Source organism: Bifidobacterium reuteri DSM 23975 (genome assembly GCF_000741695.1).
In the GTDB taxonomy this organism is placed as follows: Bacteria; Actinomycetota; Actinomycetes; order Actinomycetales; family Bifidobacteriaceae; genus Bifidobacterium; species Bifidobacterium reuteri.
This window is the reverse complement of sequence record NZ_JGZK01000005.1, coordinates 127,098-144,196: the sequence shown is the minus strand read 5'-3', so window position 1 is coordinate 144,196 and position 17,099 is coordinate 127,098. Positions and strand designations below refer to the sequence as shown.

Genomic DNA, 17,099 nt, shown 5'->3' with positions numbered 1-17,099 from the left:
CCAGGGCACACATCGACCCTTCGGTAGACGCCACATGGACGCGCGGTTGAGAACGTCGCGCTCATGTGGCATAATTCCGTAGGCTTATTGATTTTCAGTAAAGGAGTCCATCATGGGCATGCGCGGACGTAAGCGCAGGGATCGTCGCAAGAAGGCCGCCAACCACGGCAAGCGTCCTAACACCTGATCCTTCGCGTTTCTCATAAACGCCGAAAGCCCATCTGAGCAATCAGATGGGCTTTCTTGTTATATATCGCACCAGCTATGCGTAATGCCGTCCTAACTAGCAGGCAGTTCCTTCGATGGCATCGCCAATCACCGGTCTTCGCCGCAGCAATGATCAAGCGTGGCCTTGAGCTTGGCCATCAGGCATTCCGGAGCCACATCGGGGCGCAGATAAGCGCGCAGCGCGGCGATCAGCGCCTGTTCACGGGCATCGCAGCACGTGGCCGGGTCGAAGCACTCCCCCGCAACCTGATCGGCATACGGTTCACCCGTCTGCTGGGCGGCGGATCGCTGGGATACGGTGTCCGCCGAGCATGCGCAACCGGAGGCATGGTCCCCCGAGCAGCATTGGCTCGTGGTGATATGCACTTCCGTCCTGCTGACCACTCCGTCCGAAGCACTGGTGATGGAGATATGACTGGTTTCCACATCCGGCATGACACGCCGCAGATTCCGATCGTTCATCACATCTCCTTTCCTTGTACTCCATTATGGACCGTATCCGCATGGGCATGCGGTTGTTCAGGCAACTTCGCGGATGGTGAACTTGAGCCTTTCCCCGTATCGTCCTCCACGTACCCGCGCTCACGCGCATATTCCGCCAATTCGCGTTTGAGCTGCGTACGCGCACGATTGAGTCGGCTCATAACCGTGCCGATCTTCACGCCTTGCTCATCCGCCACCTGCTGATAGGATTTGCCGTCGATAGCCGCATCGATGAACACCTGGCGGCGTTCCGGCGACAGCTTGGCGAGCGCCGCCATGATCTCCTCGGGCGCGAATGCATCCAGATACTCCTCCTCGGCGGATTTCAGCCCATCCGACGAGTGTTCGGCGGCGTCATAGATGTCCCAGTCGTCGTATTCGCCGGTGGAGTCGTTGGCCCGCTGGGGTCTGCGCTTGGATTTGGCGTATTGGTTGAAATAGGCGTTGCGTTCGATGGTGGTCATCCACGCCTCGAAGTTCGATCCCGGCTGGAAGGTGTCGAACGCCTTGAACCCTCGTTCGAAGGTGTCCTGGACAAGATCCTGAGCATCATCGGGATTGTTCGTGAGCCGCATGGCCTGACGGTATAGGGCGTTGACCGCAGGCATCGCGAGCCGTTCGAATCTGGCGCGCCTGTCCGCCATGGATTCCCCTGCGGCATGGCCTTCGGCCGTACCATGCGGCAGGCGTTGTTCCCCTTGCTTCCGAGGTGTTGCAGATGCTTGCTTCGTGCTTGTCACGATTGCTCATTGTAACCAAATCATGTGCCCATATCGTGGTTGATACTCGGTGGGTCGCCTCACACGGCGGACCGCCTGTAGAATGACTATTCGGTTAGAAACAGGGAGAACATGTTATGGCATTGACTTTGGCCACGGCCGCCGCATTGCTCGACGAGCACCATCTGCTGCGGGAGATCATCCAAACGAACCAGTGGACTGACAACGCCGAGGACATCGCCGGCGCCAGCGAACCGTTCAGCGCAATCACGTACGATACGCGCAAGGTGGCCGAGGGAACACTCCTGTGCTGCAAGGGCCGCTTCAAGGCCGAGTATCTGGCCGGCGTTGACGACGCAGGACTCGCCGCCTATGTGGCCGAAACCGAGTACTCTACCGCGACCCATGCCCCCGGGCTGATCGTCAACGATGTCCGCAAGGCGATGAGCCTGCTGTCCGCAGCGTTCTACGGCCGTCCGCAGGATGAGCTGACCGTGATTGGCATCACCGGCACCAAGGGCAAGACCACCACCGCATACTTCGTCCAGGCGGTGCTCAACGCGTATTCCGATGGCAGATGTGCATTGTTCTCATCCGTCGACAATTGCCTAGACGGCCACACCTATGTGGAATCCGATCTGACCACGCCCGAATCGATGGATGCCTTCCGCATGATGCGTGAGGCGGTCGGTAACGGCATGAAGTACCTGGTGATGGAGGTGTCCTCCCAAGCGTACAAGGTGGAACGTGTCTATGGGCTGACATTCGACGCTGGCGCGTTCCTCAACATCTCTCCCGATCACATCAGTCCAATCGAACACCCCACGTTCGAGGATTACTTCTATTGCAAGCGTCAGATCACGCGCCACTGCCACACGTTGGTGCTCGGCGCGGACTGCGCACATGCCGACCTGATTCGTCAGGACGCCTCGGCCGCCGGTGTTCCGGTCACCACATTCGCCACGCACGATATCGACGATCAGGGCACAGCAGCCGATATCACGGCACTGCCTGACACGAGCACAGGCTCCGGATATCTGGTCCGCGAACACGGGACACAGGTCGGCGATTTCTCATTGGAGCTGGAGGGCGAGTTCAATGCCGCCAATGCAGCAGCCGCCATCGCACTGACTCGGGCAGTCGGCGTGCCCGCCGATGCCAAAGCGTTCGCCGCGTTGGAACATGTACGAATCTCGGGACGTATGGAGCATTATGAGTCCGGCAATATGGTGGCGTACGTCGACTATGCACATAATTACGTGAGCACGAAGACCTTGGTCGAATTCGTCGCGAACAAGTACCATGACCGCAATCCCCGTATCGTCCTGGTCACCGGCTCGGTGGGAGACAAGGCCGTCGACCGGCGCGAAGGCATCATCAAGGGCGCGCAGGATCGTGTGGATCGGATCATCCTCACCTCGGAGGACACCGTGCACGAATCCATGACCGACATCCTCAATGAGATGAAAGGATACATTACGAATCCGCATGTCGAGTGCAGCATCGAACTCGACCGTGCCAAAGCCATCGAGGATGCCGTGGTTGATGCACGCTCCCATGCCGACAAGCTGACCGTACTGCTGGTCATCGGCAAAGGCGAGGAGCGTTGGATCAAGGTCGATGGCAGGCATGCGCCATACGAAGGCGACGATCATGTGGTCAAACGACTGTTCGGCTTGATACAGGACTGATTCAGGGACTGAGTACAGAACAATACAAGGCATACAGAGTATCCATAGAGAGAAGGAGCGACCGTTGATCGCATTGGAACACGTCACACTTGCAGCCATGGAACACGCAGCGGCACAAGCCGGCATCATCCTGCCCATCGAGCAGACTGAGGCATGGGGCAAGTATCAGGCCAAAGTTCCGGGACGCCACCCGTGGGGCGCATTCCTGATCCGCCGCGACAATGAACTCATCGCCGTCATTTCCCTGATCGACTACGAGACCCACGGATATCATTATCTGCGTTCCCTGCACGGGCCGGCGTGGAAGACCAAGCCCAGCCAGGATGAAGAACGCGAAGTGGTGGACGCATTGGCGAAGGCTGTACATGCCAAGGATCACAAAGTGGCGTTCCTGCGCGTGGATACCTGGTTCGAGGACGGGTATTACCGCGTGCTGTCTACAGTGCCATACGATCAGACCGTCATCGTCGACCTGACCGGCGGCGACGACCAGATCCTAGCCCGCATGCGCGCCCGCGGACGCCAGAACGTGCGCAAGGCGTTGCGGGAAAGCCCCGCCGTCTGCGCCGATGAGACCGAGCAGGCCTCCCACTCATTCGACGAATACTATGACGTGATGGTCGATACCGCCAAGCGCGATGGATTCGCACCGGCACCGAAGCAGGACTACGAGGACATGCTTCAGGAACTCGGCCCCGAGCATTGCCGCCTGTTCGTCAGCCGCATCGACGGCAAGGTGGTCAATTGGTGCCTCGTCACCCTCAACGACAATCGTGCAGTGTATTACTACGGCTGCATGAGTACCGCCGTACGTCGTCTGCGTGTGCCGGACAAGATGTTCTACCATATCTTCTGCACGTTGGGCGCACAGGGCGTCCAAAGTCTCGACATGATGGGCATCGGTTCGGATTTCGCGCCATCGCTCAAGGGTTTGAACCAGTTCAAGACCAAATTCGCACCGGATATCACACCGGTGGCCGCCGGCCATGACATCCCGATCAAGCGCGGTTTCTACGGTCTGTTGCGCTTCATCCAGAAGCTGCGCAAACGCGGCAATGCCGAACACTGAGCATCGCGGATCACCAATCTGCATTCAGGCCACGTTCAGGATAGTCCCAGTGATATAGGAGACAAATCGAACCTCATACCTATGCTGGTTCTGCACAATACTGCACGGTTACATGAAACCTGCTAGGTGGTGAAGGGGTGAAGAATCATGCTCACTGTGGTCGCAACGTCATTCCAGGACATCCACGAGGAGACCGAAGGGTGCGACATCACGCTGCCCATCGAACAGACCGAGACCTGGGCCCGATATCAGGACACGATCGACGGACGCCGCTTCTGGAACGCACTGATGATCATGGATGGGGGGGAACGCGCCGGTGGCCATGCTTTCCCTGATCGAATACAGGACGCATGGCTACCGGTATCTACGATCCACGCACGGTCCGGTCTGGACGGTTCTGCCTAATCCTGCACTGGAGCGCACAGTGATCAACGCGCTTGTCGAATATGTGCATCATGAGGATCCAGAAGTGGTGTTCCTGCGCATCGACACATGGACGACGGCAGGCACCAAACCGGTGCTGTCCACTGTGCCATATGACCGAACCGTCATCGTCGACCTGACCGGCGGCGACGATCAGATCCTGGCCCGCATGAAAAAGCGAGGCCGCCGCGACGTGCGCAAGGCGTTGCGAGAAAGCAGGGCGGTATGCAGGGACGAGACCACTGAGGCACTCACCGATTTCAAGGATTATTACGATGCGATGGTCGAGACTGCGCAACGTGACGGATTCACCCCAGCACCGATGAGCGATTACACGGATATGCTCAAGGCATTGGGTCCCGATCATTGCCGGCTGTTCGCCGCGCGGATCGACGGACGTGTCGTGGCATGGGCTATCGTCACCATCAATCACGATCATGCCGTGTACTACTATGCCTGCTCCCGTACTGAAATACAGAAGGATCTTGTACCCGATCAATTGCTGTATTTCTTCTGCTGTGCTCTGGGACAGTATGGTTGCACGCAGATCGATCTGATGGGCATCGGCAGCGATTTCGCACCGTCATTGCGATCATTGAACACGTTCAAGACCAAGTTCTCTGAAGATGTCGAGCCGGTAGCGCCTGCGCGGGACGTGCCGATCAGGCGCGGCTTCTACGCCGCACTCACTGCATTGCAGCATATGCGCCGCCTGCTGAACCGGTAGAGGCGATCCCAAAGGCATCTGCCGTGATCACGATATCCCCTACCGTTCGAGCTTCTGGCTGATGACCGCGGTGACGCCGTCCGCGCGCATGGTGACGCCATAGAGCGCGTCGGCGATGGACATCGTGCGCTGCTGGTGCGTGATGATGATGAGCTGCGCGTGGGTGCGCAGCTCATTGAGTGCATTGATCAGGCGAGTCAGGTTGACGTCATCGAGCGCGGCCTCCACCTCGTCCATGACGTAGAACGGACTGGGACGGGCGGTGAAGATGGCGAACAACAGCGCCAGCGCGGTCAGCGAGCGCTCACCACCCGAAAGCAGACTCAGCTGCTTGACACGTTTGCCGGCAGGACTGGCTTCGACCAGTACGCCGGTGGTCAGAAGGTCTTCCGGATTGTCCAATCGCAGTCTTCCGGTGCCGCCCGGGAACAGCGTGGCGAACACCTTCTCGAACGCCGCGGCGGTATCGTCAAACGCCGACTTGAACACGGTGATCATCGTGGAGTCGAGGTCCTTGACGAGCTGCATCAGGTCATCGCGCGACTTGACCACATCGTTGCGCTGGTCGTTGAGATACTTGTTGCGTTCCTCCAATGCCTCATATTCCTCGGTGGCCAGCGGATTGACTTTGCCGAGCGCCGCCAGGTCGCGACGGGCCTTGTCCAGCCGCTTTTTCTGTTCCGTACGGTCGTATGGCACGGTTTTGAAGCGATGGGGTTCATCCTCATGGACCGTCCCATCGGCCGGATCCGCATCCAACGGCACAGGCCTGCCCTCATCATCCAGTACAGGCACCGGCCGATCCGGACCATAGTCACGTACCAGCTCCTCAAGCGTCAGGCCCAGCTCGTCCGAAACCTTCTGCGTGAGCTGACCGTATTCCGCAGCCAGACGCTCCCGGTTCACATCCAGCACATGCTCGCGAGCGATCAGATCGGCGACTTTCGGCTCGACCGCATCGCGCTGTGAACGCAGTGCCCGGAGCTCCTGATCATGCGCTGATGCGGCGTTCTGCAAACGGTCGCGTTCCGCTGCGACCTCGTCGAGAGTACGTTCCACCATCCCGGCAACGCTGCGTGCATCGCTGGCCACAGTTTCAAGGTGTGTCGCCTGCTCGCGTCGACGCTCGTTCAACGATTCGATCCGTGCACGGCGTTCTGCGGCCTCTTTGGCGTTGTCGCGCAACAGTCCTGCCTGACGGTTCAGCGATTCGAGTTTCCTGCCCGCCTCCGTCCAGGTGATCTTGGCGGTGACCTCACGCTCCCTTGCCGCGGAAAGCTCATGCTCCAGCATTTGCTCGCGCTTGCCCAATTCATCGAAGTCGGCATGCCCGGAATCCGGTTGCTGTGCGGCGTCAAGCGCTGCGGCAAGATCGTCGAGTCTGAGTTGGTGGTCCTCACGACTCGACGCGGCATCGGCGGTTTTCCTGTCCATCTGGTCAAGCTGGCGGGCGATCGAATCGACACGGCCTTCTGCGGATCTCATCGACCGCTCGGCCTGTTGCGCTTTGAGCCGAGCTTCCGTTCGAGCGGCGGATTCGCGGTCGACCAGCCGGGCCGCCTCGTCACGTGCGGCCTTGGCTGCCTGCACTTGTTCGGCGATTGATCGGCTTTCTTCCTCCAACTGTCTTGCCTGTGCCAGCGCTTTGTCCCGTCGGGCGGCCAACGACAGGTCGGACTGAGACGACGTCGACCCTCCGGATGCCGCCACGCCATAGACGAACATCTCCCCCTTGCTGGTGACCGCACGCGTCGCCTCGCCTGATACGACAATGTATTGCGCCGTTTCGATATCAGGAACCGCCGCCACATCATCCAGCAGCAGGCGCACGGCGCGCACGACGGCTTCGGCCTGCATCCGATCGGCGGCATCCGAATTGGGAACCACCAGATCGGCCAATGACTGATAGGCCTTTGAGGCTTCACTCTTCGACCGTGTCTCGGGCTGCGGACCGGTCGCGGCGTCATCTTCCAACGCTGCGGACAACACCACCGCCTTGCCCAACTTGTCAGTACGCGCCTTTTCGAGCGCATGGAGCATGTTGCCGGCTGTCGGCACCACGATGGCGCTGGCATATTGATCGAGAGCATGCGCCACCGCGTCTTCCCATCCTTCAGTCACATGGATGAAGTCGGTAAGGCGGCCCAACGCTGAAACCTTGTCGTCCCGTTCCAAGGCTCCCGATGCGTTGCGACTGTCCAAGGTGTCGGACAAGGCATCCGCCTTGGCCTTCAGGGAGATAATCCGCGACTGGATATCCCTCTGACGGTCGGTGATCTCATTGAGACGATCACGACGTTCAGCGAGCGCGGCCCTGGCGTCATCCAACGCGGTGCCACCGTCATCGGATACTGCCTCGGTTTCATCACGCAATGCGTTCAGTTGAAGCTTCGCCTCGTCATACTGCGAAGCGAGCGCGGAACGTTGATCCGTATAATCCTTGGCACGGCTTGCCGCAAGCTGTACTGCGGATTCCTCTCGGGCGATGAGTTCCCGAAGTCTGGATATCTTCGCATCATGTTCTTGGGCTGTTTTGCGCAATTCGGTGAGTGTCTGGCGCGTCGACGCGAGTTTTCTCTCATTGTCGGCGCGTTCCTCCGTCGCCTTGTCGAACGCCAGACGGGCGTCGGACACGATTCCCGACTGAGCCTGAGCCTGAGAGTCCAATTCCTCGGCCCGTTTGTTCAGCATATCCGGGTCTTCCCCGAAATTGGCGACGATCTGCCCGGCAAGCGAGCGCGCACGTTCATCGGCAAGCTGCGCAATCGAACGCAACCGTTCACGAATCTGTGAACAATCATGCCAATACTGGTTGGCTTTGGCTATGGCGGGGCTTGATTGCGAACTCAACGCCTCGACCTGATCGATACGCACTTTGACTTGTGCGAGTTCGCGCTGCGCTTCGGCAAGCTGTTCCCGCACCTCGCCGAGTTCCTTGCGTACCGCGTCACGCTGTTCCGCCGAACGTTGGGCATCCTCACCATACAGGCGGGCCTGCGCATCGCGCACGGTCACCTGGATGGCGTCGGCTCGTCTCGAAATGCGCGCCTGCCTGCCGAGCGGCCCCATCTGACGGTGAATCTCACGCAGCAGGTCGTCGAGCCTGTTGAGGTTCGTTTCGGTGTTCGCCAGCTTGCGCAGCGCACGTTCCTTGCGCTTGCGATGCTTCAGTATTCCGGCGGCCTCCTCGATGAAGGCGCGATGCCCGGATGGGTCGGCCTTGAGAATGGCGTCCAATCGCCCCTGTCCGACGATCACGTGCATCTGCTGCCCCAGACCGGTGTCGGAGAGCAGCTCCTGGATGTCCAGCAGCCGGCATGCCGACCCGTTGATCGCGTATTCGGAACCGCCGTTGCGGAAAATCGTGCGGGATATGGTGACTTCCGTGTAATCGATGTCCAGCATGTGGTCTGAGTTGTCGATGGTCAGACTCACCTGCGCACGGCCGAGCGGCGGCCTGGAGGATGTGCCCGCAAAGATCACATCCTCCATTGACGTGCCTCTCAGGTTCTTGGCACCCTGCTCCCCCATCACCCAGGTCAGCGCATCGACGATGTTCGACTTGCCGGAGCCGTTGGGGCCCACGACTGCGGTGATTCCCGGCTCGAAGCGCAGTGTGGTGGCCGATGCGAAGGATTTGAAACCGCGCAGGGTGAGTTCTTTGAGGTACATGGGTACAGACCGTTTCGCTGGACCATTGTCACATGGACGGAACCGATGGCCGTCACGCCTGATGGCGTGACTCGCCGGTGCTGCCGCCGGTCGGATCCGAGTCGGAATCCGACCCGGCAAGATGCTTCAGGCCGAGGACATCGAATACGTCGAAATCATCGGGGCTGACCGTGTCTTCGAGATTGTCGGCCGCCTCCTGGGTGGCGGCGTCCGACTGTCCGTCGACATCGGAATCGCCGGAATGGGAATCATCGGGTTCGACCGACGGCTGGTGGATGCTCATGGCCTGCTTCATCGTGGGGCTGGCATGCTCTTCAAGCATGGCACGCGCGTCGCCCGCGGTCACGAAACTGCCGCAAATGAGCACACCGTGGCCGTAGCCCACACCGAGCTCGTCTTCCGCATCGACCATGTTGACGGCGGTCTGGATGGCATCGGGCAGGTTCGGTTCCTTGACCACGCGATCGCGGCCGAAGACATCGACTGCGATCTTCTCCAGATCATCGGCCGGCATCACACGGTCACGCCATGAGTTCTCGGTTACCACCACGGAGCTCAGGACCGGCTCGAGCACACCAAGATACTGTTCGACCTGCTTGTCTTTCATCATGGCCACGACGCCGACCAGCTGCTTGAAATCGTAGTTCTCCTCAATGGCCTTGCGCAGCGCCTCGGCGGCGTTCACGTTATGACCTCCGTCGAGGATGATGGTCGGCGAGGTGCGGATCTGCTCGATGCGCCCGGGAATCCTGACCGAGCTCAGCGCCTCGGCCACCAGATCGCCATCCAGCGGACCGTTGACCGGAATCACCACTTCGGCGGCGGCGAGCGCGGCGAGCGCGTTATGCGCCTGATGCTCACCGAACTTGGCGATCGGCACACCCTCATAGGTGCCGTTCGGCGTGGTGAGTGTGGCGACCTGACCGCCGACGGCCGGCATGCGGTCGGAGACGGTCATCTCATACCCGTCGCGAACCAGTGTGGCATGGTTGCGCCGCGCCGCCTCCTCGATAATCGGCATCACGGCCTCTTCGTGCGGCTGTCGGCCGATGATCGCCGTGCAATCGGGCTTGATGATGCCGGCCTTCTCGCCGGCGATCTGCTCGACCGTGTCGCCCAGCCACTGCATATGGTCCATATCGACCGGTCCGATGATGGCGGCATCGGCATCGAGCACGTTGGTGGCGTCCCAGGTGCCGCCCATGCCCACTTCCACAATGGCCACATCCACTGGCGCATCCGCGAACTTCCAGATCGCCATGGAGGTGAGCACCTCGAAGAAGCTCATCTTCGGCTTGCCCTGCTCGGCCATCTTGGCATCCACCAAAGCCACCAGATCCTTGATCTGATCCCAGATGTCGATGAAATCATCATCCGAAAGCTGCTGGCCGTCGATGGCGATCCTCTCGTTGATGCGTTCGAGATGCGGCGACGTATACAGTCCGGTGCGCATGCCGTAGGCGCGGCAGATGGCTTCGGCCATACGTGCAGTGGATCCCTTGCCGTTGGTGCCGGTCACATGAATCACGCGGAACGACTGCTCCGGGTGCCCCAGCAGGTCAAGCATCAGATTCATGCGGTCCAGATCAAGATTCGTGGTGTTGTGCTCGGGCGGACGGCTCATGATGTCCAGCTCGACGTCCCTCATCGTCTCGTTGTTCCTGTTCGGATGCTCGAATGACATACCTTCTCCGGTCCTCCACGCTTCTACGGTCTGCTGTTTCCAAACTCCTCCATCTTAGCCGTCAGGGTGGCTTACGCAGACCATGCCATCAGCTCATGGCATATCCGCCGCCCGATACTGCCTGCCACACCTCCCGGCGCATCTTCCGGCGCGTCATGTCGGCGCATCGTGCCGGATAGTGCCGACGCATCGTGTCGTTATCTCTTATCGATTCCACCGATTCCACCGATTCCAGCGACGCCAGCAGGGCAGGGACTGGCCATCCTCCTTCGGAAAACACCCCTCACCGCAGTCAAAGGGCCAGTCCATGTCATCGCTCCTTCACTGACGGGCTCTCAGTGAAGCTGCCGTGACATGAACTGGCCAGATGACTTCGCCAAGGCTTCTCATCGACGCAACAGGGCCAGTCCTTGCCCAGCTCCCATCGCCGGACGGCTCCCAGCGAAGTCAGCCGGCCAGTACTTGCCCGCATGGCTTCACGACACAGCAGTCAAACGGCCAGTACTTGCCCAAACAACTTCGCCGCCAAGCCTCAGCAGCAGTAAGAAGGCCATATCCTGCCCATAGGCCTTCGCTGCGCAGCAGTCAAGTGGCCATTCCCTGCCCTATAAACGTCACAGCCAGCACCAGCCACAAGCCAGTGGTCTGTCTCGCAATTGGTTGAGCGGTACTGGCCCCCTCTGATGGACGTTGCCGTGAAGCAGACAGCGGAGCTGTCTGTAGGCAACGTGCGAGCCGACAGGCGAGCCAGCAGGATGCCGCGCGTGTAGCGCGTCCGTGATTGCGGGACCGGTGCCGTGAAGCAGACAGCGGAGCTGTCTGTAGGCAACGCGTGAGCCGCCAGGCGTACCAGCCAGATGCCGCGCGCAGCGTGTCCCTGATTGCGGGACGGGCTGTCAGCGAAGCTGACCGGGAGAGAAAAACCGAATCCCTCAATTATTTACGAGACAGACCACTAGCAGCACCAGTCACCAACACAGGATATACGCCCGACCGTCAAGGACAGCTAACACGCATGGCAATCCGTCGCCCCTCGGTCGTGCCTCTCGAAATCGAGACACTTCGATAATTCCTTGCAATACAGCCGATGTGGATAACTCAACATGCTTTCACGTTCCAGCCATAGACCGCGATAATGGCGGAATACCAACGATTTGGACATCCAAGCCTTGACCACGGCGAAGCTGGAACCACAATGGTCGATCACGCTTGCCACCACGTAGCGGCACAGCATACGGTCGAGTTCATGAAAACACACAAGACAGTAACGCAGTTGATCCATGCCGCCCAGTCAAAGCAGCGATGCGCGTATTCCACTGTGCCCGCTGAGCAACTGGCACTGCAAAGACGCGCCAAGGCAGGCGAACTGACAAACACCTACAAAGGTTCGCCAAGTCTGTATGCGGACACCACGTACTGGTTATCGCTCACACCTCCCGAACGCACCATGCATATAGCCAAAGCGTTGGGCGACGCCCATCCGCATTGGATCTTCGGAGGATTGACCGCCGCGACAGCCTATGGTTTCGAACACCAATGGTGTCTGCATCAGGGCTCCATCTCGATCATGACGACAGGTCACGGCACCCAACAACGCCATAGTCAACTGAAACGCGTATACATGCCCAATGCCCCATCGCTTGCCGTACGAGAACCAACTACCGGGCTGCTGGTGACACCGCCCGCCAGCACGCTCATTGAATGCGCACGAACCTACGACTTCCGTTTTGCGTTGCCGCTCTTCGATTCGGCGCTTGCAAAAGGAGTGAGTGCAAACGACATCACCCAGGCATGCAGCACCATGTGCGTGGACTACACGCCGGTCTTCCGACTGCTCCGCCACGCCAATCCACGTAGCGAAAACGGCGGGGAATCGTTGGCCCGCGGCACGATGATCGAAGAACGTTTCGTGGTACCCGACATTCAGGTTCCGGTACAGGATCCGAAGAACGGTGCGGAATACCGGGTTGATTTCGTATGGCGTCTTCGCAATGGACGCATTGTGGTCGCCGAGTACGACGGCTCGAGAAAGTATGTCGATCCGTCGATGACCGATAACCGAAGCATCCATGAGACAGTGGCCAAGGAACGCGAACGGGATTCGGGGCTGAAGCGTGCCGGAGCAAGCGAGATAGTGCATCTGACGTACGCCGAAGTCTATGAAAAGACGCCATTGAACATGAAGCTCCTGCGCGCCGGTATCCCCCAATTGGATGGAACGGCGGAGAATCGCTGAGGACAATCGCCACAGGCGGCAAGGCGGGAAGACAGGAGGGAGAGCAGTGAGGGAGAATTTCAGCCTACGGACACGGATTCGTCCGGGTAATGGATGGCGACGGCCTCACGGGTTTTGTTGATGGCATAGACGATGGTCATAGGACCGATGCGCCCGAAGAACATGACGCATGCGAGGATGAGCATGGTGGCAGGGTTGTTCGCATCCGCGACCCCTACCGTGTATCCGCCGAGGCTGAAGGCCGAGCAGGTCTCGAACAAGGCGTCGGTCAGGGAGCGACCGGTCACCTGCATCAATGCCATAGATGCGACGAACACCACGAGAGCGCATGCCATCGTCATGCTGATGGCCGAACGCACAATGCGTCCGGGAATGCGCTTGCGGAATGCGGTCACCTCATCACGGCCACGGAACGTGGTGATCATGGTGAGCATCAGCACTGCGAACGTGGTCACATGGATACCGCCCGCAGTCGAGGAGGAGCCTCCGCCGATGAACATCGAAACGCTCATATACAGCTTCGTCTCATCGCTCACCCACGGAACCCACGACAGGTCAAAACCGGAGGAGCGCGGCATCACCGCGGCGGACAGTGCACCGCGCAATCGTTCCGAAGCATCCGAATTGGCGAACAGTGCGGGATTGTTCCACTCGTCGGCCAGGAACCACAGCAGTGAGACACCGACCAGCAGGAAGGTGGTGGCCAACGTGAGCTTGGTGTGCAGGCTCCATCGACGAGGGGCGATGCGGCGGCGAATCGACCGCCCGATCTCCAGCAGCACAGGGAAACCGAGTGTGCCGAGGAATGCACTGATCATCACCGGCATGCCCACCGACCAACTGTTGATGTACAGGCCGGAGGCATCCGGCGTGAAGCCGGTGTTATTGAACGAGGAGACCGCATAGAACAACGCCTCCCATATCGCGGTACGCCAACGGTATCCGGTGAATTTCAGCAGACTGGGTAGCAGCACGGCGAAGGTGACCGCCTCCATGATGAACGTGGTGGCGAACACCACGGCAAGCACGCCTTTGACTTCGCCGAGCTTGGTGACGCCGACTTCGCGCGCGGTCAGCAGCTGCTGGGAGATGTTCATTTTCCGGTTCAGGAACAAGGTGATCATGGCCGCGAACGTCATCACGCCAAGCCCGCCGAGCTGGACGCCCACGAGAATGATCGCCTGACCGAACACCGTCCAATGGGTCGCTGTGTTCTCCACCGGTATGCCGCAGGTGGAAAGGGCCGAGACCGCTGTGAACAGGGCGACCAAAGGCGATGTGGAGCCGGGCTCGCGTGAAGCTGCAGGAATGAGCAGCAATACCGTGATCAGGGCGACAAGCCCCAGAAAATAGACGATGGTGAGCAGACCCGGATGGCTGAGCATACGCTCCGGCAGCGGCAGCCCGGCATTCGGCCGTGGCTGATGGAACCGCCCTACTCCGTCATTCGCTTTGCGCTTTGCCTCCACAATGCATCATCCTATCCGGACGCCGTACAAGGCCGAAGCCATCGTCCGCCCCATACAGTCGAGTGGCGTATTTTGGACTGTTACCCCCAATACCGCATCCGTCGTTGCATCGCGGACTACTATGGGAGCCAATGCCATCAACAACGAACCGTATAAGGAGCGTTCATGACTGAAGTGATCACGGACAAGGACAAGGAGTACGAGGCCGAGGAGCGCAGAAACGCACCCGGCAACGATCAGGACATGAGCGATCGCGTGAACAATCGATCGCTCCGTCCACGTTCCGAAGCGTTCAAGGAGTTCATGAGGACCGGTTGGGCGGATGACGAACCGGACATCAAGCCGCTGGAATCTTCCAAGTTCACTCCTCAGCGTCTCGAGGCGCTGGGCAAGGCGTTCCCCGGCGAGCGTCTGGTAATCCCCGCAGGCCAGCCGAAGGTACGCAACAACGACTGCGATTACGCATTCCGTCCGGATACCACGTTCGCCTATTACAGCGGCCTGGGCATGGACTATGAGGCGGGCGCGGTCCTGGTGCTGAACCCCGTGGACCCTGACTCCCCTGAAGCCAAAGCGGGTCGTACACATACTCCGGAACTGTTCGTGGCGCCGCGCGCCGACAATTCCACCACTGATTTCTTCATGAATGCGCATTATGGCGAATACTGGGTAGGCCCTCGCGCCGGCCTCAAGGAAATGACCGCCATGACCGGTATCGAGACCCACGATATCGCGCAACTGGCTGACGCCCTGTCTAAGGATGTGGGCCCGGAGGCCGGTGCCGTTCGCGTGCACGTCATCCGCGAAACCGATCCCGCCATCACCTCCTTGGTGGAGTCGATTCGCGAAGCCAACGGTTCCGATGACCCGGACAAGAACTCGGCCGCCGACGACAAGCTGCACGAGTTCGCGGCCGAAGCCCGTATGGTCAAGGACTCCTACGAAATCGGTGAACTGCGCAAGGCAGTGGACGCCACCAAGCAGGGATTCGACCGGCTGCTGGCCACGCTCCCTTCCGCTCTCGACAAGCCCCGCTCCGAGCGCATCCTCGAAGGCGCTTTCAACGCGGTCTCCCGCGAACTGGGCAACACCGTAGGATACGATTCCATTGTTGCATCAGGCCCGCACGCCCCGATTCTGCACTGGATGCGCAACACTGGCGTGGTGAAGAGCGGTGACATGCTGCTGGTCGACGCCGGAGTCGAAGTCGATTCGCTATATACTGCGGACATCACCCGCACCTTCCCCACGAATGGCAAGTTCACGGATTTGCAGAAGCGCCTGTATCAGGCGGTGCTGGATTCCCAGCAGGCCGGTTTTGAGGCAGCCAAGCCAGGCGCCACCTACTCGGATATCCATCATGCCTGCATGCGCGTGATCGCCGAGCGTCTCCATGAATGGGGTCTGCTGCCGGTCAGCGTGGAGGAGTCGCTGTCCCCCGAAGGCCAGCAGCATCGCCGTTGGCTTGCATGCGGAGTGGCGCACCATCTCGGCCTCGATGTGCACGACTGTGCGCAGGCACGCTTCGAGGCCTATCAGGGAGCGCCGATTCGTCCAGGCATGGCGTTCACCATCGAACCGGGACTCTACTTCCGTGAGGATGACCTGCTCATCCCGCCGGAATACCGCGGCATCGGCATCCGCATCGAGGATGACGTGCTCATGACCGAGCACGGCCCCGAATGGATGTCCGCAGGCATCCCGAAGCAGATCGACGAGGTCGAACAGTGGATGGCCGAGCGCGCCGCCGCTTCCAAGTGACGTCATGAGGCTCCCTACAGTTCATGCGTCAACAATTCGCTGACGCATGGACTACCCCTCAGACCCGCTTCACGGGCCAGCTCCCCTGACAAGGGGAGCCAAGAATAACATCAATGAACCTCTGATGCAGGATACTAGCGAGGGAGCCTTGCTGCCCTATTACTGCGAAAGGAAATGACATGCCAACTCCGGAATTCGTACTCGAACTGAGGAAGAAAATCGGCCATGCTGAGCCGTCAAACGGGCAGCCCAGTGGGCTGACCGTAGGCGAAGTGAGCGGCTGCACCACAGGCAGCCGCGAAGGATCATGGCCGATCGAAAGGATATGACATGCCAACTCCGGAATTCGTACTCGAACTACGTAAGAAAATCGGCCATGATCTCCTATGGCTCAATGGCGTGACTGGTTACGTGCTGAACGATCAGGGCCAGCTGCTGCTGGGCCGTCGTTCGGACACTGGCGAGTGGGCCATGGTCTATGGCATCAACGAGCCGGGCGAGCAGCCGGCGGACACGGTGGTGCGCGAGATCAAGGAGGAGACTGGCGTGGATGCCGTCGTCACCGATCTGGTGGCGGTCACCTCATCGGACAAGGTCATCACCTACGCCAACGGTGACAACACCATGTACATGGATCATTCGTTCCTCTGCACGGTGAAGCCGGGAGGCAATGACAAGCCGTTCGTCGGCGACGAGGAAAGCCTCAACGTGGGTTGGTTCGATCTGGACGCGCTTCCCCAGCCACTGGCGGCGAGCACCGTTGAGCGCCTGCAGCTGTTCAACCGCTACTTCGAGAACAAGAAGCACGGCGACGCTCACGCCCTGTTCCAGTTCAACGGCGAGCAGTACTGATTAACGGACTGATACCGGCTGCAACACCGATATCGGCCATCGGAATCGGATTTGCACTCACCAGCCAAGTACTCACCAGCCAAGT

At 59.8% G+C, this 17,099-nt stretch carries 11 protein-coding genes and 1 pseudogene; 7 read left to right on the top strand and 5 right to left on the bottom strand.

Annotated elements, in window-relative coordinates:
* Positions 1–112 precede the first annotated feature (112 nt).
* A complete protein-coding gene (locus BREU_RS12650) occupies positions 113–187 on the top strand; it encodes a 50S ribosomal protein bL37 (RefSeq protein ID WP_099327425.1) in 75 nt (24 codons plus the stop codon).
* Between the two features lie 128 nt (positions 188–315).
* On the opposite strand, the gene BREU_RS05905 is transcribed toward BREU_RS12650, so the two are convergent.
* Both BREU_RS05905 and BREU_RS05900 read right to left on the bottom strand, forming a co-directional pair.
* The gene (locus BREU_RS05905; protein ID WP_044088810.1) at positions 316–690 is read right to left on the bottom strand and encodes a hypothetical protein; all 375 of its coding nucleotides are present in this window, start codon (positions 688–690) and stop codon (positions 316–318) included.
* Positions 690–1,355, bottom strand: a complete 666-nt coding sequence (locus BREU_RS05900) for a sigma-70 family RNA polymerase sigma factor (RefSeq protein WP_044088809.1) — start codon at positions 1,353–1,355, stop codon at positions 690–692. Before BREU_RS05900 ends, BREU_RS05905 begins: the two co-directional genes overlap by 1 nt.
* A gap of 212 nt (positions 1,356–1,567) precedes the next feature.
* Between BREU_RS05900 and BREU_RS05895 the strand changes: the two genes are divergently transcribed.
* The 3 genes and pseudogenes from BREU_RS05895 (at position 1,568) to BREU_RS05885 (ending at position 5,340) form a co-directional block, all read left to right on the top strand.
* Positions 1,568–3,121, top strand: coding sequence for a UDP-N-acetylmuramoyl-L-alanyl-D-glutamate--2,6-diaminopimelate ligase (locus BREU_RS05895; RefSeq protein WP_044088808.1), 1,554 nt, complete (start codon positions 1,568–1,570; stop codon positions 3,119–3,121).
* Positions 3,122–3,185: 64 nt separating this feature from the next.
* Entirely contained in the window at positions 3,186–4,190 is a 1,005-nt protein-coding gene (locus BREU_RS05890; protein WP_044088807.1) for a lipid II:glycine glycyltransferase FemX, read from the top strand.
* A 147-nt stretch (positions 4,191–4,337) separates the two neighbouring features.
* Positions 4,338–5,340: pseudogene (locus BREU_RS05885) on the top strand (lipid II:glycine glycyltransferase FemX).
* 39 nt (positions 5,341–5,379) lie between these two features.
* Here the strand turns inward: BREU_RS05885 and smc are convergent.
* On the bottom strand, positions 5,380–9,012 hold the full coding sequence (gene smc / locus BREU_RS05880; RefSeq protein ID WP_044088805.1) for a chromosome segregation protein SMC: 3,633 nt from the start codon (positions 9,010–9,012) through the stop codon (positions 5,380–5,382).
* Between the two features lie 52 nt (positions 9,013–9,064).
* Positions 9,065–10,696, bottom strand: a complete 1,632-nt coding sequence (locus BREU_RS05875) for a bifunctional folylpolyglutamate synthase/dihydrofolate synthase (protein WP_044088804.1) — start codon at positions 10,694–10,696, stop codon at positions 9,065–9,067.
* Between the two features lie 1,135 nt (positions 10,697–11,831).
* On the opposite strand from BREU_RS05875, the gene BREU_RS05870 reads away from it, so the two are divergent.
* Positions 11,832–12,932 (top strand): hypothetical protein, encoded by a 1,101-nt coding sequence (locus tag BREU_RS05870; RefSeq protein ID WP_223847931.1) that lies wholly within the window; start codon positions 11,832–11,834, stop codon positions 12,930–12,932.
* A 59-nt stretch (positions 12,933–12,991) separates the two neighbouring features.
* Here BREU_RS05870 and BREU_RS05865 read toward each other — a convergent pair whose 3' ends face one another.
* On the bottom strand, positions 12,992–14,401 hold the full coding sequence (locus BREU_RS05865; protein ID WP_223847930.1) for a TrkH family potassium uptake protein: 1,410 nt from the start codon (positions 14,399–14,401) through the stop codon (positions 12,992–12,994).
* Between the two features lie 165 nt (positions 14,402–14,566).
* On the opposite strand from BREU_RS05865, the gene BREU_RS05860 reads away from it, so the two are divergent.
* Together BREU_RS05860 and BREU_RS05855 are read left to right on the top strand one after the other, a co-directional pair.
* Positions 14,567–16,162, top strand: coding sequence for an aminopeptidase P family protein (locus tag BREU_RS05860; RefSeq protein ID WP_044088802.1), 1,596 nt, complete (start codon positions 14,567–14,569; stop codon positions 16,160–16,162).
* A 330-nt stretch (positions 16,163–16,492) separates the two neighbouring features.
* Positions 16,493–17,014 carry an NUDIX hydrolase gene (locus BREU_RS05855; RefSeq protein ID WP_044088801.1) on the top strand — a complete coding sequence of 174 codons (522 nt, stop codon included), beginning with the start codon at positions 16,493–16,495 and terminating at the stop codon, positions 17,012–17,014.
* Positions 17,015–17,099: the final 85 nt, after the last annotated feature.